Below are 24349 nucleotides of genomic sequence, written 5' to 3' on the forward strand. Positions count from 1 at the left end.
TCAATGTTATGAAATACATACCTGAAGGGGTTTTTACTGAAGAAGATACAAGGAACTTTGTGAGTGAAAACATTGGTAAAAGTGCTAAGAACTTTCCTGTGGTATTAATAGATGAAAATATCCTAATTGGTCATATTGTTTTTCATAAATATTTTGGTGAGCATACATATGAGATTGGTTGGGTGTTCAATCCTAAATATTTCAATAAAGGATATGCTTCTGAAGCAGCACAAGCTACATTGGAATATGGGTTTAAGGAATTGAAGTTACATAGAATTATAGCTACATGTCAGCCACAGAATATACCATCATATCGAGTGATGGAGAAGATTGGAATGAGAAGAGAAGGCTACTTCAGGAAGTGTATACCACATGGGAATGAATGGTGGGACGAATATTATTACGCTATTTTAGAAGAGGAGTAAGGCCTTATAACGCATCATTAAAAGAAAATGTTCCTCCTGAAGTTGTAAAAGCAGTAGCTAGAATATGAATGGAAACAATTTGATGGAAACGGTCAGCCAATCATAGCGTAAGACGATGGAATTGGCATGATGTAAATTACTATTGTTGTTGATATTGTCTTATAAGAAGGAATTCATTTAAGATATAAATTGAAAATATTAATTGGGAGGATGTTAGAAATGAAATTAAATAATGGGGATGGAATTAGTATAGAAAAAAGTACAAGTATTAACATGGAAGAAATGGATTTATTATTGCTTGCTGATCCCTCAACTGAAGTAGTTAATGGGTATCTTAAAAAGGGAGATTGTTTTGTATTAAAAAAAGAAGCTGTTACTGTAGGTATTATGATTTTAATTCCTACCCGAACTGAAACAATTGAAATTATAAATATAGCAGTTTCTGAAAAAGAGCAAGGAAAAGGATATGGGAAATATTTGCTTGGATTTGCTATAGACTATGCTAAAAAGGAAGAATATAAAACTATAGAAATAGGCACAGGAAATTCTAGTTTAATGCAATTAGGCCTTTATCAAAAATGTGGTTTTAGAATAACTAGTGTGGATAAGGACTTTTTCTTACGAAATTATAATGAAGAAATATATGAAAATGGTATTCAATGTATAGATATGATTAGGTTAACGCAAAATTTATAAAAATTATTTGTACATAAAAATCGCAACATCCATTAAATGTGGAGGGTTGCGATTTTTTTGATGTAATGCGTCATTATGTGTGGTGGGTAGCATTAGGGAGTATATGTATTTGAGAATTATTAAAAAATCAACAAGTATTAATAAATTCATCTGTTATGTCAACAATTTGAATATATTTCAAATTGTTTTTTATTATTCAGATAGATTTTTTTCCATTAATTTTAATGAAAAGTAAAAAATATGAAAATCATCCATTTTAGTTATGGTTAAATGTTCATTTAAATCACTAAAAATGGAATTTGTTGGATAAGTATAAGCATGATTTTTTCTTTATTCAAGGATGAAAATTGTACAAAATGTAGATATAACAACTATTATATATTTTTAATGATATAAAAATATTTGGTTTTTTAAAAAGAATTTTCTGAATTATAAATATTATTATATATTGAGAAAGTAAAAAAATAGAAAAATATCAATTGAATCCCAAAAAATAACGTGTGAATATTATAGATATAAATTACACCTTGATATTTCGCATGAATTTCTACAAATTTAGATGTTTATTAAATTAGGAGGATTGATAGTGCCAAAAATGTAGTTTGTTGCTAATTCAGTATTTTATATGCATCCATGGGATTTTAGAACGCACAGTTATTATTTGCTAGTAAGCATTTTAATATCAAATCTTTTGGGGAAGTGATAAGTAATGGTCACAGTATTAAATAATGAAACTAAAAGTTTATTAGTTGAAAAAATTGCAAATAAAAATGCGTGTATTGGATATGTAGGCCTAGGTTATGTTGGACTACCATCGGCTCTTAAGTGTTTAGAAGTAGGTTATGCGGTAAGAGGTTTTGATAAAAACTCAGCAAAAATAAGAAAACTAGAACGTGGAATAAGTTATATCAGTGATATTCAAGATACTGAAATCCAAGATGCTTTACATACAAATAGATTTTTTGTTAGTACAGAAATGAATTATATAAACGAATGTGATGTTGTAGTTATATGTGTTCCTACACCATTAGAAAGAACTAGTAAACAACCAGATTTAACATATATTCATTCAGCAGTTGATGAAATAGTTAAATACATTAAAAAAGGTACATTAATTATCTTAGAAAGTACTACTTATCCAGGTACTACAAGGGAAGAAGTTTTATACAAATTAGAACAGAAAACTAATTTTAAAATTGGTGTAGATATATTTGTAGCATACTCCCCAGAGCGAATCGATCCTGCAAATCAATCGTTTTCAATTCAAGATATTATAAAAATCGTAGGTGGAGTTACATCTAATTGTACCGATTGTGCAGCAGCCTTCTATAGTAATTTAATTAAGGATATTCATAAGGTAAGCAGTCCAGAAGTAGCAGAGACAGCTAAGTTATTAGAAAATACGTATCGTTTTATAAATATCGCTTTTATTAATGAAATGACACAAATTTGTAATGAGTTAAATATAAATATTTGGGAAGTAATTGATGCCTCAGGAACTAAGCCATTTGGATTTCAAAAATTCTATCCTGGTCCTGGCGTAGGAGGACACTGTATTCCGATTGATCCTATTTATTTTAAGTGGATTGCAAATAATAAGGACTTAGCAACAAAAATGATTGATGTGGCAAGAGAAATTAATGAAAACATGCCTAAGTATGTTCTTAATAGAGCACTACAGTTACTACATGATAAAGATGGTAAGAATATTCTTATGGTTGGGGTAGCATATAAAAAGAATGTTAATGATGCTAGGGAATCGCCAGCTTTGGATATTATGAATGATTTAATGATAGAAGACTATAACGTGGATTATTACGATCCGTTTATAGAGGAACTCATTGTGGGCAATAACACATTGAAAAAATCTATAGATTTAAACCTAAGTCAATTAGACAAATACGCTTTAATTATTGTTCATACGGATCATGATTGCATTAATTTTAAATTGCTTAATGAGGTAAATTGCTTAATTTTAGACACAAGAAACATATTTAAAGATGAATCAGTATATAAAAAAAATATTATAAGTCTGTAGGTGATTACATGGTAGAGTTTATTCCTTTTTATCGACCGGAAATCAATGATGAAGATATAGATAGGGTAGTTTCTGCCCTTAAATCTGGATGGCTTTCAAAGGGGCCTAAAGTGATAGAGTTTGAAGAGAATTTAAAAGAATATCTGAATACTGAACATGTAGTGAGTTGTAATTCAGGGACTGCCGCATTACATTTAGCATTATTGTCTCTGGGAGTTGGATTAAAAGATGAGGTAATAGTTCCAAGCTTTACTTTTTGTTCTAGTGTAAACGTTATTATGCATGTAGGTGCGAAACCAGTATTTGTAGACATAGATGAAGAGAATTTATGTCTTGATCTTCAGGATGTTAAAAGAAAAATCACTAAAAAAACGAAAGCAATTATTGCAGTACATTTTGCTGGATACCCGGCTAAATTAAAAGAACTTCAAAAATTATGTAAAGAATACGGACTGTTTTTGATAGAGGATGCGGCGCATGCATTGGGGACAAAATATGATAATACTTTAATTGGTACACATGGAGATGTTATTTGTTTTAGTTTTTATGCCACAAAAAATATAACAACAGGTGAAGGTGGAGCGTTAGTCACTAAAAATGAATCGATTGCTGAAAAAGCTAGATTGTATGGTTGGCATGGTATCACGAAAAATGCATGGAATCGTTATGGTGAAGAAGGAAGCTGGCGTTATGATGTTCTATTACCTGGGTTTAAATATAACATGATGGATCTACAAGCTAGTTTGGGTATTAGTCAGTTAAAAAGAGCTGATGAAATGATTGAAAAACGCAAAAGAATAGCTGAAAGGTACCAAGAGGAATTAAAAGAGGTTCAAGAGTTTATAACGTTACCTAATTATACTAACGATTCAAGTGTAAAACACGCATGGCATTTATTTGTTATAAAAATTAATTCTAATTCTCCTGTTAGTAGAGATCAGGTAATTCAGGAAATGAAAAAGAGAAATATTGGGCTTAGTGTTCACTTTATTCCTGTTCATATGCATCCGTATTATGAAGAGAGATTTAACGTATATTTACCTAAAACGGAAGAAATATTTAATCAAATTATTTCATTACCACTGTATAGTGCTCTTACAGACAATGAAGTTGAACATATTATAACGTCTTTAAAAAGTCTATATCAATTAAAAATAGGGAGGTAAATATTTATGGAAATTGGGGTTATTGGTGGCAGCGGATTTATTGGTAAGCATGTTACAAAGGAGTTATTAGCAAGGGGTTATGAAGTAGTTATATTTGATAAATTTAAACCAAGTATTGATGTTCCTTTTAAGGAAATTGATATTTTAGATATTGCAACATTAAGAGAAAATCTTATTAATGTCGATGGGATAATCCATTTAGCTGCATTAGTGGGTGTTGATAATTGCCGTTTAAATGAAGAAGATGTAGTGAGGGTGAACTTTGAAGGTACGAAAAATATTGTACAGGTTTGTAGCGAAAATGGCATAGAAAAATTATTGTTTTCTTCCAGTTCAGAGGTATATGGGGATGGCGTGAGTGTTCCGTTTAAAGAAAATGATATTAAAATTCCAAAATCAGCTTATGGAAAAGCTAAATTAATGTCCGAAGATTATTTGAAAGAATATGCTAGTAATAGTTTGAAAATCAGAGTGGTACGTTATTTTAATGTATACGGTTCACAACAAAATGATAACTTCGTAATTTCTAAGTTTTTAAAACAAGCTCATAGTGGCGAAGATATTACTATTTTTGGAGATGGACAGCAAATTAGATGTTTTAGTTATATAAGTGACATTGTTAACGGAACTATACTAGCCTTTGAATATGAAGGAGAGAACTTTGCAGATTTTAATATTGGCAATAACAAACCTATATCTATGGAAGAACTAGCAATAAAAATTAATGAATTAATGGGAAATAAAAGTAAAATTAAATTTCTTGATTTAGGTGAAGAGGGAGTCAGAAATTCTAGTATTGAAATATTTAGAAGAATCCCTTCAATAGAGAAAGCTAAATTATTTTTAAATTATCAACCAATTATTGCATTAGATAAAGGACTAGAGATAATAATAGGGGAGAAGTATGGAAACACAGTATCTATATCCTAAGAATCCAAAGAAAATTAAGTATCCCATATATTCTTCTCTTTGGAGTATATCTGATCATGTATTTTTTTTGAAAAGTGTATATAGACCTAATAATTCTAACCTAAAAAAAAGCCTTCAAGCTTTTTATCCGGATGCAGAAATTATATTAACTAATAGTGGTACATCTGCATTAGTTGTTGGTTTAAAGTACCTAAAAGTAGCAAAGGGAGATGAAGTGATTCTATCAAACTTTAATTGTCCTAATGTGATAGAAGCAATATTAACAGTAGGAGCAAAACCTGTATTAATTGATTTAAACACGAATCATTCAATTTCTCTTAATAAAATAAAAAAACATTTGAATGCTAATACAAAGGCAATTATTCTTACACACTTGTATGGATGTCATGACGATTTAGAAATTATTGACTGGGCTAGAGAAAATAATATTTATATCATCGATGATGCTGCACAAGCAATGTTTTCTTATCAAAATGGAAAGCCAGTTGGTAGTTTAGGCGACATTGGTATTTTAAGTTTTGGGGGAACGAAACCAATCCCGAGTATAGGGGGAGGGGCGTTACTTCTTAATCGTACAATAAGTGAATTGTGTGACATGGATGAAGAAAAGAAAGAAGAAGTGATTTTAGATTATAAGAATCATTTAAAAACACAATTGGCTATAAGAATAAAAAAGAGTAGAGTACTGAGTTTATTTACTAATTATTGGAGGAAATTAGAGATTCTGCCCTTCTATAATAATAGTAAATTAGATTCTTTACCGGAGAAAGCGGACGTTATAAATCCAAAAAGAATGTCTATAGTACGTTCATTGTTAATTGATAAACACCTACAGAAAACAAAGAGGATTTTAGAAATAAATATATGTAACGCTAGTCTGTGTTATACAATGCTGCAGGAAATTGAAGAAAAGTATGGCGTTAAGATTATATTTTCAGCTCAGAATGTTTATTTGAACTATTTTACCATTATATTCAAAGAACCAACTGATAGATATGAGTGTTCTGTACATTTAGCGGAAAAAGGTATACAAACTTGTTGGAATTATTTACCTCTGAGTGAGATCCCTATTTTTTCGAAGTACGCAACTGAGTCAGAAAATATAGATTATTTATGGCCAAGGGTATTATCAATACCTTTTAAACATCCTTTAGATAACAAGGACCTTAAGTATATATGTAGTCAAATTCTAAAATATTTAGAGAATAAGAATTAAAAGGTGATTATATGGAAATCGAAATATGTACTGACGCCCAATATTGGGATGCCTGTATGGAAGAATACAATGGTTCTGTATTTCATAGTTACGAATGGGGAAAATTAATGGAATTATTACCTGGTGTTCAATTTTTCCCAGTACTAATAGAAACACGAGATACAGTAGTTTTATCTCCTATGTATGTGCAGGATGGTAGGCTATTGGGAAGTTTAATTGGTTATGGAGGCCCAATAATAATTGGCCAAGATAAAATAGATTTCTCAGTTTATGAATCCATAATAAATAAGAAGTTTGAAAATAAAATTCAAAAGCTTTTATTACCTATAACGATAAATCCTTTTCAAAGTTATAGTAAGGAAAAGTGGGATTATAAAGAAACTTATATGTTAGATCTACCAAATAGGTTTGAGGATTTATGGACATCGTGTTCTGGGAAAGCTAGGACAAGTGTTAGGTATGCACGTAAACAGAATATTGAAGTTCGTCCTATAACTGTAGCGGAATTAGATGAGTTTTACCAATTATATCAAGAACATAATAACAGTATAGGAGCGAGTTATTCATTTAGTAGAGAGTTTTTTTATCATTTAGTTCTTAATTTACAAGAAAAAATCCTTTTCTTAGGAGCATTCTTAGAAGAAGAACTAATTAGTTCCAGCATTTTTATAATGGATAAACAGGTTTTATATTATTGGATTAATATTAATAATATCAAAGGGAAAAATTCACAATCTTCATATTTACTACTAAATGATGCGTTTGAATTAGCAATTCATAATAAATTAAAGTATGCAGATTTAGGATATTCACATAATAAAGGGATTGCTAGACCTAAGATATACTGGGGAGCAGCTTTGAAAAAATGTTTTTGTTTAAAAGAAAGGATTTAAGCTATGATTATTAGTGGCCACCAACCAAGTTATTTACCTTGGTATGGTTTTTTTGAAAAAATTCATAAATCAGATGTGTTTGTATTTCATGATATAGCACAATTTGAAAAAAAAGGTTTTTTAAATAGGAACCGTATTAAAACTTCACAAGGGGCATCATGGTTAACGGTTCCAATACAAATGAAGAATTATAAAGAAATTCCATTTAATAAGTTAAAGATAGACAATACTCAGGATTGGGAACGGAAGCATTGGAAAGCGATAAGAATTAATTATTCTAATGCACCTTACTTTAATGTATATAAGGATTATTTAGAAAATTTTTATTCAGAAGATTGGCTTAATTTAAATGATATGAACATGAATTTTATTCATTTTATTATCCGTGAATTAAACATTGATACGGAGCTATATTATGTATCAGAGTTAGAAGGGATTACAGGTAAGAAAAGTGATTTTGTATTAGAGTTGTGTCAGAAATTTAATGCCAGCACTTATTATTCTGGAAGTTTAGGGCAAGATTATTTAAACGAAAACGACTTTGAGAATGAGAATATAGAAATTATTTACCAAAGGATAAGAGATTATTCGTACAAGCAATTATTTGGGGAATTTATACCACATTTATCTATGTTAGATATTTTACTAAATTGTGGGCCAAAGGAAACAGAAAAATTAATTAAAGGAGTCTAAAATTCTATGAATGTACTTGTATTTGCCGCTCATCCGGATGATGAAATAATTGGTGTTGGTGGAACAATAGCGAAACACGTGAAACAAGGTGATGATGTACATGTTGTAATACTTGCAGAGGGAAAATCTTCTAGAGCTAAAGAATATAAAGAGCTAGATTTAGAGGTTAAGAACTTATCTTATAAAGAAACAGAGGGGGCATGTACTACACTGGGTGTAAAAAGTTTTGCAAGACTAGATTTCCCTGATAATCGTCTTGATACATTACCTTTACTTGATGTAGTGAAAGAGATTGAACATCACATTAAAAAAATAACTCCTACAATTATTTATACTCAATATGGTGGAGATATAAATATTGATCATACTGTTGTTTACAGAGCAGTAATGACAGCGACACGCCCTCTGCCAGATACTAATATCAAATGGGTATTTGCATATGAAACTTTATCTTCTACAGAGTGGAATTATAATGAAAAAGATAAGTTCCTTCCTAATTATTTTGTGAATATTGAAGATCATTTGGAGGAGAAATTAAGTGCGATGAGACATTATGAATCTGAGTTAAGGGAATTTCCTCATCCACGATCTATAGAAGCAATGAGACATAACGCATTGGTATGGGGTGCCAAATCTGGATACCAAGCGGCTGAGGCATTTATGTTAGTAAGGGGGACATGGTAGGTGAAGAGAATATGTTAATACCACAGGTCCCGTTCTTTGGTTTAGATAGTAAACAGATTGACTTAAAATGGGTTGAAAAAGGCTATGGATTAGAAGCAAATATTTTTGATGGGAAATCTTTATTTGATAACTCATATATAAAAAGGTTTTCAGAAGTCCTTTCTTTTGTTCAAACTCTTAATCCATCCCTGTTAACGTTGCATTTTCCTACTGATAATGCAGACTACCTCAATGATGAATTTATTAAAAAGAAACTATATGAATTTATTAATCTTGCTATAAAGTATAATGCATCTGGTATAACGGTGCATGCTAATCAATTCATGAATGTCGCGGAATTTCAGAGCTATAATCTTCTTGATAATAGAAAAAGGATTATAGAGTTCTTTAACATGCTAGATGAAGAAATAAAAGGAACTGATATATGGATTGGCGTTGAAAACCTACCTATTATTGGAAACTTGGGCAATGATTTTGATCCTATATTTATATATCCCGAAGATTTTACTGATTTGGTTAATTTGAAGTTATCTAACGTTGGAATAACATGGGATATATGTCATTGGTCTATAACCTATCTTACACGTTTAGGTATTTCTAAATTATTAAGGCAAGAGGAAATTGAATATAAGGATTTTCATAAGTATTTAAGCTTAATGGATCATATTAAACATTTTCATTTTAGTTCTTTTAAGCATTTAACGATTCCTTATAGTGAGGTACGTTGCTTTGAGGGAGAGAATCCGGTTAATGGATCTATTGATGAAAATTTATTACATGAAACTTTATTAAAAGTGAAGAACAATACTTTGGATAAAAACATAGGAATTGTATTTGAGGTTCAGGAAACTGATTATACGAATAGAAAGAGGTCATGGGATACTCTTAATTGGTTTCAAAAGAATATTGCTGGTATGCAAACAAAAATGAATTTTTTGGAGATATAAAAAGCAATATCGGCTTATTTATTTTTACATGTAATTTGAGTTAGAGATTATTTTAATGAACCTTTTCTTCTAAGTAAGTGTGTTAGGAGGGAAGGTTTTACTATTAATTTTTTTTAATCATGGGGAGGACAAATGAAAAAACTAAATCTGACAAAGAAGTTTATTGTAACTTTTGGGATTTTGTTGCTTTTCCTTTTTAGTAATTTAGCTGGAAAGGTAATACCAGTACATGCTATGACTAAGAACGATCAGCGTTCTCTCATGGCAGATAAGGTTCGTGCTAGTCGAGCTATTGAACATATACGTTTTCTGTCTGAGAAAATTGGTCCACGTCCAAGTGGGACTAAGGACGAACATAAAGCAGCTACATACATTGGAAATACATTGAAAAAATTAGGGTATGAAGTTGAGTATCAGGCATTTCCTGTACCAGATCAATATATTGGGAGTATCTCTTTTAGTATGTATGGAGAAAAAGAATGGCAAGTTGGAGCAGCGTCCAATGCATCTATACCTAAACATCCTGTCGTGGGACAGGTAGTTTCTATTGGAAAAGAGAATGATATTAAAAATTCACCTGAGCCAATTCATGGGAAAATAGTATTATTAGAACAAGCTGATACGTATGAGAAATATAATGAGCAAGTTGAGTATGCAGCAGAAAAGGGAGCAAAAGCCGTATTGTTATATAGTACGATTGGGGATAGAGGCAACTATGGAGAAGCCTTTAACCCAGTTCTAAAAAAGAAACAATCAATACCTGTATTTGGGCTTGCTTATAATCAGGGAATTAGAATGAAAGACAAGATAGTGCATAATAAAAATATAGTTAGTTTAAAGGCAAAACACGAAATGAATTTGAGTTCATTAAATGTTATTGCGAAAAAAAAGCCCAAATACAAGACAGACAATGAAGATGTAGCAATAATGAGTGCTCATTATGATAGTGTCATCGGAGCACCTGGAGCAAATGACAATGCTTCTGGCGTAGGACTTTTATTAGAGTTAGCATACAATTTTAAAGATATAGAGACTAATAAAGAAATTCAATTCATAGCCTTTGGAGCAGAAGAAAATGAATCTTTAGGTGCTTACCATTATGTTAATCAGTTATCTACAACAGATAAGAAACATATTCTAGGGGTTTTTAATGCAGATATGATAGCGACAAGTTACCAGCAGGCTAAGGACTTATATGCAATGACACTAGATGGTTCTCAAAATGAAGTAACAAATACTGCGGTAGCTACTAGTAAAGCATTAGGGAAATCAGTTGTATTAACTGGAAAGTTTGATTCTAGTGATCATGTACCATTTTACGAAGCTGGAATTTCCTCGGCACTATTTATTTGGATGGATGTAGAGAGTTGGAATCCCCTTGTTTATCATGTTGAAAAGGTATTCCATACACCTCAAGATACCGTTTTAGAAAATATTTCTCCTCAACGTATGCAGGAGGCACTAGAAATCATAGGGACAAGTTTGTATTACTTTATCAAAAGATAGATTTTTTCGGAGGTTTTAGCATAGCCGTCTAAATTTAGATTTTAATAATAATATAGTAAAACTTTTGTTGGGATAAAAATATACTTTGAGCATAGGCGAGGTAACTATATGAGGAGTACATGGAAAGAATTAAGGGGGATGGACCTTAATGTCTGGATTCGCTTTATCGGAGAAGCCTTAAATGGTATTGCAATGATGATGTTAATGCCATTTTTTGCATTATATTTGAAGGATAAAGTGGATTCTCTACTTGAGGTAGGTATAATTATAGCCTTATCCCCAATTGCGGCAAGTTTTGGTTCATTAATTGGAGGGCATATAGCGGATACTTATGGACGGAAACCAACTATGGTACTCTCTATGGCCAGTAATGGGCTACTAATGCTTGTTTTTTTGTTTATTGATGGTTTTATAGCATATGCCATTTTATCAATTGGTTTAGGTCTATGTAATTCTTTCTTTGAACCAGCGGCATCTGCAATGGTTACCGATGTAACAGAACCTGAAAAAAGAACTGAGGCGTATGGATTACTTAGAATGGCCCATAATATAGGAGCTGCAATAGGCCCTATAATTGGTGCAGCAGTTGTGGTTGTATCAAAAGATGTCATATTTTTGATTACTTCTGGAACAATGCTGTTTTATACAATATTAATGTTATTGTTTCTAAAGGAAACAAAACCTAAAAATATAATGATACATGAGGAAACACATAAACAGTCAATAAGATTTACGTTAAGAGTTGTTATAAGAGATAGAATATTTCTATTCTATATAGTGACGGGAATCATTATATTTATGGGATTCTCACAATCGGAAGGTATGTTACCACTTCATTTTAGTAATGAGGATACAATGATTTTTGGAAATAGTAATCCATTTCCATATTTAATGACTTTAAATGGCTTATTGGTTGTATGTTTTCAATTTCCAATTTCAAAGTGGTTAACTCACAAATCAATTGGTAAATCAATGCTATATGGTGCCATTCTTTTTGGAATTGGCCTTTTAGCGATAGGATGGTTACCAAAGTGGTTTCAAGTAATAGACGCAAATGATTTAGTTATTCTAGGCTCATTATTAATAGCCTATACAGTTTATACAGTAGGGGAAATGATTATGTCACCTGTCCAAATGACATTTGTTGCTAATATAGCTCCAGAACATATGAGGGGGACTTATATGGGAGCGGCTAATCTGCAATGGATTACAGGTAATGTATTTGGACCTCTACTAGGTGGTGTATTACTGGATCAGCTTTTAGGGCATATGTTATTTACAATCTTAGGTGTAGGTTGTATTATTTCTGGATTTGTTTACTTACTTTTAGATAGACTTATTGAGAATAGAAGTAAAGAAATACCTATAAAACAAACATCTTAATTTTAATATTGTTGATGAGTTGAAAATTAAATTTTATGTTTTAAGAATTAAATAAAGTGCACGTTTATTATTAGTAAACGTGCACTTTATTTATTAGTATTTAAATTAACTCATATATATAAATTTTTTAGGTTACGACCTAAGTATATAAAAGTAATTTACTGCTTCTTTTAATCAATTACAACTAAACTTCTTGATTTATCAATATGATTTAGTAACATACGATACTCTTCTTCGTACATAGTTACACGTTGTCGAAGGGACTGGTTTTCTGCTTCTAAATTTTTTATTTGGTTTTGTAAGTTTGTAAATTCATTTGTTTTTTTATAATTTTGTAGAAAGAGAATAATATCATCTAATGTCATAGATAAAGAGTTTGTTTCTTTTTTTTGTTGAGGGGGAGAAATATTGTTTTCTCCTTTTCGATTTTGTTTTGCTTGTTGTATTTCCTCTTGGTATTGTTTTCTCACGTATGAATTCCAACGAAATCCACAAGCTGCAGGTGTCCTATTTAGTAGTTTAGCTACTTCTTTGAATGCAGCTAACTGTGTTCCTCCGTTACGAATATTCTGGAGTACTGTTGATGCGAGAAGTGAATCGTTATCGTTAGTCCAGGAATCTTGCCTTGAGATTACCACGTTTTGACCTCCTTTACATGCTTTATATTACATATATGCAATTACTTAAAATGATAGAAGTCCAGCTTTTCTTAATTTAACTAGTAGTAAGTTGATAAAAGTATGTATTTTTTAAACGCGAAATTGTATAAAGGATCCTTAATTTTGTTTAGGTATTTGTAGGAGTTGAAAGGATTTTGGGTTGGTTATGATATAATAAGGTTCAAGTATACTAAGGGGGATTAATTAAATGATTTTTCAAAGCATGATTACAGCTATTATAGAAAAATTACAAGAGACGGTGAATCCCTATTGGATAATTGTGTTTGGATCAACGGCTGAGAATAGAGAACGGGAAGATAGTGATATTGATATAGCTTATGTAAGTGATACAACTTTAGGGAATTATGAACGTTTTTTATTAGCACAGGAGTTAGCTAACATTGTTCATAGAGATGTTGATTTAGTTGATTTATCCGAAGCTTCTACAGTTTTTCAAGCTCAGATTATACATACAGGAAAGACAATATTTTGTTCTGATGAGGAACGGAAAATCATTTTTGAAATGAAAACTTTAAAAATGTATTCAAAATTGAATGAGGAACGCAAGATAGTATTCGATGATATAAAGAAAAGAGGTTCAATATATGAAGAATGAGGTTATTTTAAATAAAATCTCCACAATAGAGCGTTGTTTAAAAAGAATCCAAGACGTGTATGGAAATGACCCTGAAAATTTGGAGGATTACACAAAGCAAGATTCAATAATATTAAATATACAAAGAGCTTGTGAAGCGAGTATTGATTTAGCAATGCATATTGTTGCTGGAAAAAAACTAGGACTACCTCAATCTAGTCGAGAAGCTTTTGATTTATTGGTTACAGCAGGACTACTTAGCGCAGAGCTGGCAAATAAGTTAAAGGCGATGGTTGGATTTCGAAATATCGCTGTACATGATTATCAAAGTGTAAATTTAGATATTGTTCGGCAAATTATTGAAAAACATTTAACTGATTTTAAGCTGTTTACAAAAGAAGTTATGGGGATATTGGAATTATAGGGAGACGCTATATAGGTGAGGAGAGATTGATATGCTCTTTTCTAATTTTAACATAACAATTTAGTGGTTTGCCTACTTGATTTAAAGATGAAAGAAGCAAGTATTATATGGCTGCATAGTGGAAAGATACTCTTTAAAGAGTATCTTTCTTTGATTTACTGCGTTTACATCTAAACACTAATGTTTCTTTAATTAATTCTGAGTTTTATGTGTAAACGAATCCTGATAAGCAAAGATATTTATTATGCTAAATTGTCATCATTCAAATATATATAGGTTTAAGTTTTAATTATTTCAAAATAAATCTAAGGCGGAAAATAGCATAGAGAAATATGAGGAATTACCATAAAATAAAAAGCGGACCAGATTGTCCGTTTTTTATTTTATCAGGAGAGAATCCAGAATATTACTTTATAATAATAAAATGAATAGGGTGTCTTTTAAATGTATTACTACTTTGTTTTTATTATGGAAAATTTGAAAGGTGATTTTAATGAAAAAATATTGGCATAAGCTATCGTTACTTCAAAAAAATATATTACTAACGGTATTAGTAATTCTGACGCTTGTGGGAAGTATGGGGGCGTTAAGTTTTAAAATGTTTCAAAATAGTATGATGTCTATATTTGAGAGGCAGTCTTTTGAAACAGGAGATACAGTAATAAATCAATTAGATGTAGAAATAGTGAGAGATGTAGCAAAAGACCCCACAGCACAAAGAGTGAAGAAAGAAAAATTGACAGAGCAATTAGATAAAGCTATAAAAGGTATGAAAAGTGTCGGACAAACATATGTTACAGGAGCCAAGCTAAATGATAAAGCTGAATTACAATTAGTAGCTTTGGATACAGAATTAGCAAATACAGTTTCTGTAAAACTAGGTTCTTTAAAAACAGGTGACTATTATGAGCATCCTACTCATTGGATGAAAACATACAGTAAAGTAATGAAAACGAAACAGGCACAAATGACAGAAGTGTATAAAGATGAATTAGGTTTCTGGGTAACAATTTTAGAGCCAGTTACAGATGAAAATAAAAATATAATTGCGATTGTTGCAGCGGATTTGGACGCTTCTGTTATCCCACTTACAAAGGGGAAATTTATAGCGCAAGGGTTACTCTTTGTTATAATTTCATTAACAATCGCAACCACGATTCAAATATTTATCTCACGAAATTCTTTATCGCCTTTGAAGGATTTACAGGAAGGTTTACGTAAAGTTGGTGAAGGTGACTTAAGTATTAAATTGAATGAAAGATCTGATGATATAGGGATAACTAATTCCCATTTTAATAACACTATTGAAAAGTTTAATAGGATTATAGATAAAGTAAGGCAGACTGCTGAACAGGTTTCGGCATCTTCACAGGAATTGTCGGCAAATACAAAAGAGAATAGTATGGCATTTCAAGAGATTGCAAGCTCTATGACAGGATTGAAATTAGGAGAACATTCTCATGTAGTGCATAACTGTTTAGGGATTGTTCAAGAAATGGAAAGTAAGATGAAAGAAATTAAGAGAGCTGCAAAACAAGTTGCTACTGCTTCCGAAGGCATGGAACAGCATTCTATAGAAGGGAAAGATTTGATTAAGCAAATTGTTAATCAAATGAAAATAATCCAAGATAGGGTTCAAGATGTATCTTCTAGTATTTATGCATTAGAAGCACGATCTAATGAAATTATTACTGTAATTACAACCGTTTCAAATCAAACTAATCTATTAGCTTTAAATGCTACTACTGAAGACTCATGTGCTGGAAAAATCGGTAAAGAATTTTCAAGTGTTGTGGAAGAGGTATGTATATTAGCGGAAAAGACTGATGTATCTTCGAGAGATATAGCTAAATTAATTGATGAAACTAAAGCTGAAATAGAAGAGGCTGTAAAATCCATGCAGAGGAGTTCAAAGGAAGTGGAATCAGGAATAATACTTGTTCAGAGTAGTGGCGCTTTCTTCGAAAAAATTTCAAAATCTGCACAATCTGTTACAAATCAAATTAAAGCGACTTCGAGTAATTCAAGAGATGTTTTAGAAAATAGTCAATCTATTGTTCAGGTTGTAAATGAATTATCACATATTGCAAATACATATGAGTGTAGCAGTAGTAATGTTGAGATAAGTATGAAAGAGCAAGAAATGTATGTACAAGATATTGCAGAGCTAGCAAATTCTTTAAATTGGCTCTCCCAAGAATTACAGGAGTTAATAGGAGGGTTCAAAATTAAGTAGGATAGAAGAAGGTGTAGGTATGACCTATACCTTTATTTATTCCCACATAAGGGATGAAAGCTTAGATATATATGTAAAATAGTTAAAAGAATAATTCTTTTGCATATTCCACTGGAAATAGAGCATGATATTACCATATAAATGGAGGTGTGTTAGAAATGCAAATTCGAGAAAATAATAATTCAAACGAGATTTTGGTAGCAGCGGCAGCAAGTGCAATTGAGCAAATGAAGTATGAAATTGCTCAGGAGTTTGGCGTTACACTTGGACCAGATTCAACATCACGAGCAAATGGTTCAGTAGGTGGAGAGATTACGAAACGTTTAGTTCGTATGGCGCAAGAGCAGTTATCTGGTCAATATAAAATTCACTAAAGTTAAAGGTATATCCCATTGAAGGGATATACCTTTTTAATTTTCTTTTAAAGAGGATCGTTAAAATTTTTATTGTTGGTTAAGTTTAGAAACTGCAAATTTAGCTGTGAAATTCATTTTCTTCATGTAAGAAGAATTTACTCCTGCTTGAAATTGTACAGAAATATTACCGTCTTTTTGTGCTTTGAATACGCGACCATATGGTGAATTAGCATTGTATGTGCCAATTACTTGATTATCTGCATCAAAGACTGTATAAGAAATTGGGAAGCCGGAATTTTGTACAAAAACTGTAAGTTCTTCCCCTCTACTAAGATTAAATGATTCTTTTTGAGAAACTTCATAGGAATTCATAGAGTAATATTTTGTAACTTCTTGAATTTCTAAATTCGTAGTTGCTGCACTCGCTTTTGGTACCTCTGCTCCTGGTAAATTCATACCTGATAGTACTGCAATTCCTAGTGCCCCTGCTAAAATAGCTTTTTTCATAATGCTAGTTCCTCCTTTAATATATTCTGAGATTTGAAAAGGAAGTGAAATTACCACTTCTTGAAACCATTATAGTTACAATGAGAATGATTTTCAATATAGTTTGATATGTAATTCTGCATACATAAGGTGGCGATATAAGACAATCTATCTGAGATTTAGAATATTCTTAGAAGAAGAGGAGGACAGATTTTTAAAACTATGAATGGAATTGTAGCTGTTTTTTTACATACGTCGGTTTTATAAGTAAATATTTCGTTGAGTTTATTTTTGTTCGTTTGCTTTAAATGAAATATTTTAATGTTGATAAAGTTTTATAATTTGGGATTATTAAACAAAAATGAGATATTGTATGTTATGCTAAAGGAGCAACAAAGCAAACCATCCTGATAATATTGTGTATATTTATCCTATGTATGTCGTTTGTATTAGAAATGAGAAGTCTCTTTAAAAAGGGGCTTCTTATTTTTGTATGGAGGGGGTATTACAGATGATTGATTACTATCAAATTTTTTTAATTACTATGACAGGCATTGCTTTATTTTTTTATATACAACATGCTGGAAAACCAACGAAAAGAAACAAATGGATATTCTTTGTTGTAGTATTTTTATTTTTCTTTTTGAATTACTTATTTCTTAAATTCGTATAGGTAAATGTAGGTGGTGATATGTTATTTTATAATAGATATTTTTTAAAATTATGATAAGGATTCAAATAAGTAATATGGTTAATAATTCCTAAGATGAAAATTGCGTTAGCTAGTGAGAAAGAAGCATGTTATTAAATATTAGGGGTATGAGAACGTAAGGAATCCAGAGAAAGGTAAAAAAGAATAAAAAAAGAGTCGTTATTCGACTCTTTTTTATGGGATAACTTAATTATTGGAAATATTACCTACTGAAATACTTTTTCAATTGTAGGCATAACAGCTATTGGTGGTAGGGATTTAGTCCATGCAGCTGCATATACATTTAATTTCTCACCTAATGTGTAGTTTGCACCATCTGAAACAGGGACCCTTAAAATCTTATTTTGAGAAACTAGATCCCACCAATCATGTTGATAAGCAAGAGCTGCATCTTTTGTAGACGTAGCAGCAACTACTAAATAATTGTTCTCTACTGAAATGACATATCCAGTAAAAGGTTCTTGTTCTTGGTTCTGAATAGAATGAACAGGAATATTGTTGGCGGAAATCTTGTTAGAATCTGCAAAGGCCGGTGTTAATCCGAATGTAAATCCACATCCTAGTGTTAAAGTTGTTACCGTTGTTACGAATATTTGTTTTTTGTTAAACATGGTATATCCCCCTTAAATTTTATTCTTACACTATCCACTTTCAATTTACATATATATAAAGCCTTTTAATATTAAGATACTTAACAATTATGTCACAATTATTCCATAAATGTTAATATTAACTATTAATGGAATTGGGTTTATGTTATAATTCACTAGGTGAACTATTATTGTTCATTTCGTCTCTTGATGAATGTATGCCCTTCCTTAATTGTAAATATGTTCGATTTTATTGGTGAAGAGGGGAGATATCCCTCTTCTTTTTTTATGGGATTTTTGGGAATGAAGAGAAAAAGAACCCTATAGGGTTCTTTTTCCAGGCATATTAACAGTAAGGAGAGTATTGAAATGCTAATTTCAAATCTTTATCAGGAGAAAAATTTGAAAAAGCTTATCATGTCATTATTTTTACATACATGTAATACAAAGTGAATTGATAATATTTAGACTCACTATTACTAATATTCAATTAAGATAGTTAGTACTACATTGATAGTGTTAATTATCCTGATTGGTGTGGAATGTGATAGGAAGCATAAGTTTGCCGCAAACTTATGCTTTCAGGATTTGAAGAATATTCTTAATATGGATTTTAAAGAAAATACAAATTTTTTACTAGATTTGAGAAAAAGGAATTGAAAATATCCTTTAAAACAAGATATATTCTGGTCAAAAAATTAGAGGTCATCAATTCATTAAAGCAGTAAAAAACGTTTTTATGAATTGGTGTCCTTTTTGTTTTAAAAAGAGAATATATTTTCTCAACAGGACAAATGGTAATTAGCTATAAGTATTAATTATAAGGATAAAAGGAAAATAGAAATTAATAATAAAGGAGAATGCGAAATGATAACATTAATATCTGAAAGAAATCTAGCTGAAATCCATGAAGACGATGTAGATGTACTAAAAGTAATGGCACATCCTGTTCGATTACAAATTGTAAATGAATTAATGCACCATAAAATATGCAATGTTACACAGTTAACGGAGATATTGAGACTTCCACAATCCACTGTTTCACAACATTTATCAAAATTGAGGGGAACCGTACTCCGCTCAGAAAGAAGAGGGTTAGAGATGCATTATTATATAGATAATGCTAAGGCCCGTCAGATTGTTGAAATTTTAGGTTTGTAGGTTAATAACACGTAAAAGGTTTCCTGTTATAAGGAAGGAAACCTTTTTTATATGTATAACTAATTGTGTGATAATATCATACCGTAGAAACTACCTAACAATAATTAAATTTGACAGCTTGTTTTATCTTGCCACACACAATTACACGATATATAGGTATAAACTTACAAAGAAGGGTTTTAAATAGAAATTAGATATAACAATGGATAATGGTAAGTGTATTAAAGAAATTATAGAATTAATGAAATGAAAAATAATAAATAGTTGTTGTAAAGGCTTATTCTGATAATAAAAGGAATTAGATATATTAAATTCAACTATGAGTTGTTTACTAAAAATATGTAGGTGAAGAGTATAAGCAACATAATCCTTTTGTTGCTTATGGACAAAAAGCCTTCATGGATTTCTTTAAGGAGTATTTTGTTAAAAACCCTAATTCCTCTGCAGAGATTAAACGTGTAGTAGCTGAAGGGGATACAGTTGCTCTTCATGTACATTCTCGTACTAATTCTCAAGATAAGGGAGTTGCTATAGTCGATATATTTCGTATCAAGGATGGAAAGATTGTCGATCACTGGGATGTAATTCAAGAGATTCCAAATGAAGCAGCTAATGATAATACGATGTTTTAGGTAGAATAAAAATTTAATTGTTAGGGATGTATAGAATCTAGATATTATAAAATGAAGAGGATGTCCTAGGTATACTACTAAGACATCTCTTTTTGTTTTACTAAGATTCAATTTATTATAATTTGTAAGGTGCTTACTTCATATGTCTTCTGATAACTTACCCCTAAAACTGCACCATGTTAATATTAGATTATTGTATTAATTTGTAAGGAAGGTATTTTGTATTGAGTAAGAAAAAGCATTCAAGTATAGATTTTGAAGAAGTACCAAGTATGATTGAACGTTTAAGAGGCGAAAGCGGACAGTATATGTCTCTATAATAAGAGGCTCAAACCCTTGACACAAAACGTGTTGAGTTTTTTTATGTTGTGGGTAAAACACTTTTATTTGAAAGAAGAGTAATTCAACCATAAAATGCTCACATAAAAAATCAAGATTTCCTGAAACTAACCAAGATAAATTCCTGCTATAAAAAAGAAGGGGAGAAAGCCCCCTACTTTAAAATTTATAAAAAAACAACTTAATTCATTGGTGAAATATTATTGAATTGGTGCACAACTCCAAATGTATTTTCCAACTACTTTTATTTCTGGACAATTTTCTATATCTGTACAATCAAACATTAATGGATGTATACTAGGATTAAAAGAATCTGGTTCTAGGATAATTCTATTATTGGTTTTGTAAATTCTTTTTAAAGTGGCGTCATATCCGTTGATGAGTACAGCGGCAATGTCGCCATTATTTATATTTGTTGTCCTCTCAAGTACAGCTATATGTCCATCATGTACAATTCTATTCATACTGTCTCCGTTTATACGAAGTGCTAATAGTTTTTCAAATCCATATTTATCTAAAATGATATCAGGTACCTGTATATCACCAATTACGTTTTCTATAGCTTCAATAGGTTTACCAGCTGCGATTGTACCATAAATGGGAATATCCCGTTTGTTAATTACGTGATCTTCAGGACAATAGGATTCATTCTCATCAATAAAGTAAGTTGCAGGGACATTTAACATCTTAGCGATTTGTGATATTTTTGACATTTTAGGACTTCTTTCACCATTTCTCCACCGTAAAACAGTAGTTCTACTAACAGATAATAATTCAGCTAATTGTTCGTCTGTCATATTATTTTTCTTCATCAATTGAGATAATTTTAAACCGAATGATTTCATGACTTTTTGTCACCTCCGTCTTGATTGATTATATAATTGGTGTGACAAAAATGCAACTTTCTTCGTTATTTGGTAAAAAAATTCTTGACTGTTTTGTCACGTAGTACTATATTTGAATTTGAAAAGAGGTGACAAAAATGCACAAGATGATATTTTTAGAAAGAAAATTAAAGAGAAAAACTATTGAAGAAGTTGCTGATTTTCTCAATGTTTCTCCACGTACATATTGGGCAAAAGAACATAATAAAAGTGAATTCACTCTGAAAGAGGCACATATGTTATCGTGCTATTTAGAGAAATCTATAGAAGAGTTATTCCCTGATCTTTTTTTAAATAATTTGTGACAAAAATGCACGTATTTATATCTGGATTATAGGATGTTTTTTGGGGATATTTTAAACTAAATATCTAATAATCCTACTATTAAGTGTACTTTATATATAGTTTTTTGACTTAGAAAAGAAGGAAAGAGATTAAAAAAATAAACGCTAAAGTGTATTTGGTATATAAAAATTGAGATGAAATATAGAATGCTAAATATTCAAGTGGATGAAAGAGCAATCAGAAGAATATATTTAGAAAAATCAGAAGAAAAGCTTAAAGAAGTAGATGCAGAATTTGTATTTTGGGATACAAGTGAATAAAAAAAAAGAACGTGCATGTTGTGAACTACTATTTAAAAAGAATTCTTTTTTAATCAGCGTGTTCAAAATTTAAAGTGGGCGGGACATGGTATTTTCCGGCTAAAGAAACGAAAGCATTTTTATTAAATTGGCAAACAGAGAATAAGGTGTAAGAAAAGAAAGACTATCGTCTTAAAAAACAAATCTTATAGGAAAGTCTATTGTAGGGAGGAGGATTAAACATGGTTTTTAAAGTAACAAAAAAACAAGGATATGTCAGCAAGAGTACTAATGAAAATAAAGGATTTAGTAATACTAGTTGTTTTGAATCAGAAAAACTGTCGAATAAACAGTTAAAAATGATTTATGCCAAAATTCATATAATAGCATTGAAATATGATGGAGTAATATCAAAAGAGGAAATCAAAAATAAATTAAAAGTAATACTTAAAATTCAATCACTGAGTGATCTTACAAGGAAGCAAGCTAATCAAGCTATACAAGTATTAATAGGTTGGGAAATTTAATATATTGATTTTAAGAAAAAATCTGGAGGAAGATAAAATGAGTAGTTTGCTAATACAGGATGAGCCACTATTAGTATTACCTCGATTAGCAAGTAAGATTGGATTGAACGAGGCAATTTTTCTTCAACAAATACATTATTGGCTCAAGCGCTCGAAACATTATTATGATGATCGCTATTGGGTCTATAATAGCATTACAAATTGGCATAAACAATTCCCGTTTTGGAATGAAAGAACGTTGAAACGTATTGTTAAAAATCTAGAAGAGTTTAATTTATTGATAAGTAGTAACTATAACAAATTAAAGTTTGATAAAACAAAATGGTATTCAATAAATTATGACAGACTAGTTGAATTAGAAATAGATAACGATTGTGACAAATTGTCTCAACGAAAAGAACATATTGTCATAATGGAAAATGATAATATGTCTCAACCAATACCAGAGACTACACAAAAGATTAACTCAGAGAATACCACTCAAAAAGATATAGTAGAGATAATTAATTATCTCAACAGTATATGTAATACAAGTTATCGTATTTCAACTAAAAAGACACAAATGTTAATTAAATCTAGACTACAAGAGGGATTTAATATAAATGAATTTAAAGAAGTTATTGAGACGAAGGCGAAAGAATGGCTTTATACAGAACAGGCAAAATATTTAAGACCAGAAACCTTATTTGGAACTAAATTTGAGGGATATTTGCAGCAGAGAAAGATGGTGAAATCAAATGGCTTTAACAAAGGTAACAGATATAGTACAAAGTCTTTCGAAGAGAATGAACTTCCTTTCTGAAACATGTGTGATATGTAATCAGGAGAGGAAGCGAATGGTAAGATTGATGGAGATTCAGGGTGAAACGATTTGTCCAGTATGTCGTTTAGAAGAAGAAAATAGAAGGTTAGAAAAAGAAATGAATGTTTTTCGTTATGAGAAAGAGGAAAGAAAACGTAAAAGTATATTTTACGATCAAAGTCTTATTAAAGATGAAACTATTAAATTAGCTAGATTTTCGACATTTATATCAGAGTGTGAAGAGGATGAAAATAATTTAATTTTAGCTAAAAAGGCTCTTACAGACTATTTAAATGATATTCGATTTAATTTGATTCTCGTGGGTAAAGTTGGAGCTGGAAAAAGTCATATTTCATACTCTATAGCGCATGAAATGAATGAACGAAGTTCGGATAAAGTTATGTATGTTACAAGTTCAGAACTTTTTGATTACATACGTTCGACATTTAATACGCAATCATGTGAAACAGAACATAGCATAACAAATATGCTAATTTCTATGGATTTATTAGTCATCGATGATCTAGGAGCAGAGCTAGGGGATATGGATATTAATGATTTAAAAGCAACAGCATTTGTAAATCGTGTGTTATTTAAACTATTTGATGGACGACAAGGGAAAAAGACAATTATTACAACGAATTTAACAGGTGAGGCAATTATAAAAGCGTACGATGAAAGAGTTACATCTCGTATGTTTAATACATATCGACACATAGAATTTAAAAAAACAAGAGATAAGCGTAAGAGAAAATTACCTTTTTAAGAAAAGAATATATATTGTT

26 protein-coding genes and 1 pseudogene are annotated in these 24349 nt (G+C 30.8%); 23 read left to right on the forward strand and 4 right to left on the reverse strand.

Annotation, left to right across the window (positions count from 1 at the left end; genetic code table 11):
- The 12 genes from COK05_RS08480 to COK05_RS08535 form a co-directional block, all read left to right on the forward strand.
- On the forward strand, positions 1 to 425 hold a 425-nt coding region (locus COK05_RS08480; protein ID WP_098612239.1), incomplete at its 5' end, for a GNAT family N-acetyltransferase.
- A gap of 219 nt (positions 426 to 644) precedes the next feature.
- Entirely contained in the window at positions 645 to 1121 is a 477-nt protein-coding gene (locus tag COK05_RS08485) for a GNAT family N-acetyltransferase (RefSeq protein WP_098612240.1), read from the forward strand.
- 709 nt (positions 1122 to 1830) lie between these two features.
- Positions 1831 to 3159, forward strand: coding sequence for a nucleotide sugar dehydrogenase (locus COK05_RS08490; RefSeq protein ID WP_048564912.1), 1329 nt, complete (start codon positions 1831 to 1833; stop codon positions 3157 to 3159).
- Positions 3160 to 3167: 8 nt separating this feature from the next.
- Entirely contained in the window at positions 3168 to 4325 is a 1158-nt protein-coding gene (locus COK05_RS08495) for a DegT/DnrJ/EryC1/StrS family aminotransferase (protein ID WP_098612241.1), read from the forward strand.
- A 6-nt stretch (positions 4326 to 4331) separates the two neighbouring features.
- Positions 4332 to 5255 (forward strand): NAD-dependent epimerase/dehydratase family protein, encoded by a 924-nt coding sequence (locus COK05_RS08500; RefSeq protein WP_098612242.1) that lies wholly within the window; start codon positions 4332 to 4334, stop codon positions 5253 to 5255.
- The gene (locus COK05_RS08505; protein ID WP_098612243.1) at positions 5230 to 6471 is read left to right on the forward strand and encodes an aminotransferase class V-fold PLP-dependent enzyme; all 1242 of its coding nucleotides are present in this window, start codon (positions 5230 to 5232) and stop codon (positions 6469 to 6471) included. Before COK05_RS08500 ends, COK05_RS08505 begins: the two co-directional genes overlap by 26 nt.
- An 11-nt stretch (positions 6472 to 6482) precedes the next feature.
- Complete coding sequence (locus COK05_RS08510) at positions 6483 to 7364, forward strand: GNAT family N-acetyltransferase (protein ID WP_098612244.1); 882 nt, start codon at positions 6483 to 6485, stop codon at positions 7362 to 7364.
- Between the two features lie 3 nt (positions 7365 to 7367).
- Positions 7368 to 8057, forward strand: a complete 690-nt coding sequence (locus COK05_RS08515; RefSeq protein WP_098612245.1) for a WbqC family protein — start codon at positions 7368 to 7370, stop codon at positions 8055 to 8057.
- A gap of 6 nt (positions 8058 to 8063) precedes the next feature.
- On the forward strand, positions 8064 to 8741 hold the full coding sequence (locus COK05_RS08520; protein WP_098612246.1) for a PIG-L deacetylase family protein: 678 nt from the start codon (positions 8064 to 8066) through the stop codon (positions 8739 to 8741).
- 11 nt (positions 8742 to 8752) lie between these two features.
- Positions 8753 to 9688: a TIM barrel protein gene (locus tag COK05_RS08525; protein WP_098612324.1), complete on the forward strand. Its 936-nt coding sequence runs from the start codon at positions 8753 to 8755 to the stop codon at positions 9686 to 9688.
- Positions 9689 to 9820: 132 nt separating this feature from the next.
- Positions 9821 to 11194, forward strand: coding sequence for a M28 family peptidase (locus tag COK05_RS08530; protein WP_098612247.1), 1374 nt, complete (start codon positions 9821 to 9823; stop codon positions 11192 to 11194).
- A gap of 108 nt (positions 11195 to 11302) precedes the next feature.
- Positions 11303 to 12577: an MDR family MFS transporter gene (locus COK05_RS08535; protein ID WP_098612248.1), complete on the forward strand. Its 1275-nt coding sequence runs from the start codon at positions 11303 to 11305 to the stop codon at positions 12575 to 12577.
- 170 nt (positions 12578 to 12747) lie between these two features.
- On the opposite strand, the gene COK05_RS08540 is transcribed toward COK05_RS08535, so the two are convergent.
- Positions 12748 to 13215 (reverse strand): RsfA family transcriptional regulator, encoded by a 468-nt coding sequence (locus tag COK05_RS08540; RefSeq protein WP_098612249.1) that lies wholly within the window; start codon positions 13213 to 13215, stop codon positions 12748 to 12750.
- 229 nt (positions 13216 to 13444) lie between these two features.
- On the opposite strand from COK05_RS08540, the gene mntA reads away from it, so the two are divergent.
- The 4 genes from mntA to COK05_RS08560 all read left to right on the forward strand — a co-directional run bounded on the left by mntA (position 13445) and on the right by COK05_RS08560 (position 16865).
- Positions 13445 to 13852: a type VII toxin-antitoxin system MntA family adenylyltransferase antitoxin gene (mntA, locus tag COK05_RS08545; RefSeq protein WP_050845253.1), complete on the forward strand. Its 408-nt coding sequence runs from the start codon at positions 13445 to 13447 to the stop codon at positions 13850 to 13852.
- Positions 13842 to 14255, forward strand: coding sequence for a type VII toxin-antitoxin system HepT family RNase toxin (gene hepT, locus COK05_RS08550; protein WP_098612250.1), 414 nt, complete (start codon positions 13842 to 13844; stop codon positions 14253 to 14255). The genes mntA and hepT overlap by 11 nt, the downstream gene beginning before the upstream one ends.
- A gap of 493 nt (positions 14256 to 14748) precedes the next feature.
- The gene (locus COK05_RS08555) at positions 14749 to 16491 is read left to right on the forward strand and encodes a methyl-accepting chemotaxis protein (RefSeq protein WP_098612251.1); all 1743 of its coding nucleotides are present in this window, start codon (positions 14749 to 14751) and stop codon (positions 16489 to 16491) included.
- A 158-nt stretch (positions 16492 to 16649) separates the two neighbouring features.
- On the forward strand, positions 16650 to 16865 hold the full coding sequence (locus tag COK05_RS08560) for an alpha/beta-type small acid-soluble spore protein (RefSeq protein ID WP_001167052.1): 216 nt from the start codon (positions 16650 to 16652) through the stop codon (positions 16863 to 16865).
- Positions 16866 to 16934: 69 nt separating this feature from the next.
- Here COK05_RS08560 and COK05_RS08565 read toward each other — a convergent pair whose 3' ends face one another.
- Positions 16935 to 17354, reverse strand: coding sequence for a hypothetical protein (locus tag COK05_RS08565; protein ID WP_098612252.1), 420 nt, complete (start codon positions 17352 to 17354; stop codon positions 16935 to 16937).
- A gap of 490 nt (positions 17355 to 17844) precedes the next feature.
- Between COK05_RS08565 and COK05_RS31285 the strand changes: the two genes are divergently transcribed.
- Complete coding sequence (locus COK05_RS31285) at positions 17845 to 18006, forward strand: hypothetical protein (RefSeq protein WP_016513559.1); 162 nt, start codon at positions 17845 to 17847, stop codon at positions 18004 to 18006.
- Between the two features lie 245 nt (positions 18007 to 18251).
- Here COK05_RS31285 and COK05_RS08570 read toward each other — a convergent pair whose 3' ends face one another.
- Positions 18252 to 18656 carry a DUF3221 domain-containing protein gene (locus COK05_RS08570; RefSeq protein WP_098612253.1) on the reverse strand — a complete coding sequence of 135 codons (405 nt, stop codon included), beginning with the start codon at positions 18654 to 18656 and terminating at the stop codon, positions 18252 to 18254.
- An 846-nt stretch (positions 18657 to 19502) separates the two neighbouring features.
- Between COK05_RS08570 and COK05_RS08575 the strand changes: the two genes are divergently transcribed.
- On the forward strand, positions 19503 to 19796 hold the full coding sequence (locus tag COK05_RS08575) for an ArsR/SmtB family transcription factor (RefSeq protein WP_000631352.1): 294 nt from the start codon (positions 19503 to 19505) through the stop codon (positions 19794 to 19796).
- Between the two features lie 335 nt (positions 19797 to 20131).
- A pseudogene (locus tag COK05_RS08580) lies at positions 20132 to 20428 on the forward strand (nuclear transport factor 2 family protein); the annotation flags it as partial.
- Positions 20429 to 20967: 539 nt separating this feature from the next.
- On the opposite strand, the gene COK05_RS08585 reads toward COK05_RS08580, so the two are convergent.
- The gene (locus COK05_RS08585; protein WP_098612254.1) at positions 20968 to 21612 is read right to left on the reverse strand and encodes a LexA family protein; all 645 of its coding nucleotides are present in this window, start codon (positions 21610 to 21612) and stop codon (positions 20968 to 20970) included.
- A 137-nt stretch (positions 21613 to 21749) separates the two neighbouring features.
- Between COK05_RS08585 and COK05_RS08590 the strand changes: the two genes are divergently transcribed.
- From COK05_RS08590 to COK05_RS08605, 4 genes are all read left to right on the forward strand, one after another.
- The gene (locus tag COK05_RS08590; RefSeq protein WP_000549412.1) at positions 21750 to 21956 is read left to right on the forward strand and encodes a helix-turn-helix transcriptional regulator; all 207 of its coding nucleotides are present in this window, start codon (positions 21750 to 21752) and stop codon (positions 21954 to 21956) included.
- Positions 21957 to 22477: 521 nt separating this feature from the next.
- Positions 22478 to 22762: a hypothetical protein gene (locus COK05_RS08595; RefSeq protein ID WP_098612255.1), complete on the forward strand. Its 285-nt coding sequence runs from the start codon at positions 22478 to 22480 to the stop codon at positions 22760 to 22762.
- A gap of 37 nt (positions 22763 to 22799) precedes the next feature.
- Positions 22800 to 23564 (forward strand): conserved phage C-terminal domain-containing protein, encoded by a 765-nt coding sequence (locus COK05_RS08600; protein ID WP_098612256.1) that lies wholly within the window; start codon positions 22800 to 22802, stop codon positions 23562 to 23564.
- Entirely contained in the window at positions 23548 to 24330 is a 783-nt protein-coding gene (locus tag COK05_RS08605) for an ATP-binding protein (protein WP_176539432.1), read from the forward strand. The genes COK05_RS08600 and COK05_RS08605 overlap by 17 nt, the downstream gene beginning before the upstream one ends.
- Positions 24331 to 24349: the final 19 nt, after the last annotated feature.

Source organism: Bacillus cereus, assembly GCF_002567495.1.
GTDB classification, from domain to species: domain Bacteria; phylum Bacillota; class Bacilli; order Bacillales; family Bacillaceae_G; genus Bacillus_A; species Bacillus_A cereus_AQ.

Coding starts and splice junctions, on each gene's coding strand:
- COK05_RS08505 (WP_098612243.1), top strand. CDS start 5,230: ATGGAAACACAGTATCTATATCCTAAGAATCCAAAGAAAATTAAGTAT.
- COK05_RS08585 (WP_098612254.1), bottom strand. CDS start 21,612: ATGAAATCATTCGGTTTAAAATTATCTCAATTGATGAAGAAAAATAAT.
- COK05_RS31285 (WP_016513559.1), top strand. CDS start 17,845: ATGATTGATTACTATCAAATTTTTTTAATTACTATGACAGGCATTGCT.
- COK05_RS08535 (WP_098612248.1), top strand. CDS start 11,303: ATGAGGAGTACATGGAAAGAATTAAGGGGGATGGACCTTAATGTCTGG.
- COK05_RS08590 (WP_000549412.1), top strand. CDS start 21,750: ATGCACAAGATGATATTTTTAGAAAGAAAATTAAAGAGAAAAACTATT.
- COK05_RS08600 (WP_098612256.1), top strand. CDS start 22,800: ATGAGTAGTTTGCTAATACAGGATGAGCCACTATTAGTATTACCTCGA.
- COK05_RS08530 (WP_098612247.1), top strand. CDS start 9,821: ATGAAAAAACTAAATCTGACAAAGAAGTTTATTGTAACTTTTGGGATT.
- mntA (WP_050845253.1), top strand. CDS start 13,445: ATGATTTTTCAAAGCATGATTACAGCTATTATAGAAAAATTACAAGAG.
- COK05_RS08595 (WP_098612255.1), top strand. CDS start 22,478: ATGGTTTTTAAAGTAACAAAAAAACAAGGATATGTCAGCAAGAGTACT.
- COK05_RS08555 (WP_098612251.1), top strand. CDS start 14,749: ATGAAAAAATATTGGCATAAGCTATCGTTACTTCAAAAAAATATATTA.
- COK05_RS08495 (WP_098612241.1), top strand. CDS start 3,168: ATGGTAGAGTTTATTCCTTTTTATCGACCGGAAATCAATGATGAAGAT.
- COK05_RS08490 (WP_048564912.1), top strand. CDS start 1,831: ATGGTCACAGTATTAAATAATGAAACTAAAAGTTTATTAGTTGAAAAA.
- COK05_RS08565 (WP_098612252.1), bottom strand. CDS start 17,354: ATGAAAAAAGCTATTTTAGCAGGGGCACTAGGAATTGCAGTACTATCA.
- COK05_RS08570 (WP_098612253.1), bottom strand. CDS start 18,656: ATGTTTAACAAAAAACAAATATTCGTAACAACGGTAACAACTTTAACA.
- COK05_RS08605 (WP_176539432.1), top strand. CDS start 23,548: ATGAACTTCCTTTCTGAAACATGTGTGATATGTAATCAGGAGAGGAAG.
- COK05_RS08520 (WP_098612246.1), top strand. CDS start 8,064: ATGAATGTACTTGTATTTGCCGCTCATCCGGATGATGAAATAATTGGT.
- COK05_RS08515 (WP_098612245.1), top strand. CDS start 7,368: ATGATTATTAGTGGCCACCAACCAAGTTATTTACCTTGGTATGGTTTT.
- COK05_RS08500 (WP_098612242.1), top strand. CDS start 4,332: ATGGAAATTGGGGTTATTGGTGGCAGCGGATTTATTGGTAAGCATGTT.
- COK05_RS08485 (WP_098612240.1), top strand. CDS start 645: ATGAAATTAAATAATGGGGATGGAATTAGTATAGAAAAAAGTACAAGT.
- COK05_RS08560 (WP_001167052.1), top strand. CDS start 16,650: ATGCAAATTCGAGAAAATAATAATTCAAACGAGATTTTGGTAGCAGCG.
- COK05_RS08510 (WP_098612244.1), top strand. CDS start 6,483: ATGGAAATCGAAATATGTACTGACGCCCAATATTGGGATGCCTGTATG.
- COK05_RS08575 (WP_000631352.1), top strand. CDS start 19,503: ATGATAACATTAATATCTGAAAGAAATCTAGCTGAAATCCATGAAGAC.
- COK05_RS08525 (WP_098612324.1), top strand. CDS start 8,753: ATGTTAATACCACAGGTCCCGTTCTTTGGTTTAGATAGTAAACAGATT.
- hepT (WP_098612250.1), top strand. CDS start 13,842: ATGAAGAATGAGGTTATTTTAAATAAAATCTCCACAATAGAGCGTTGT.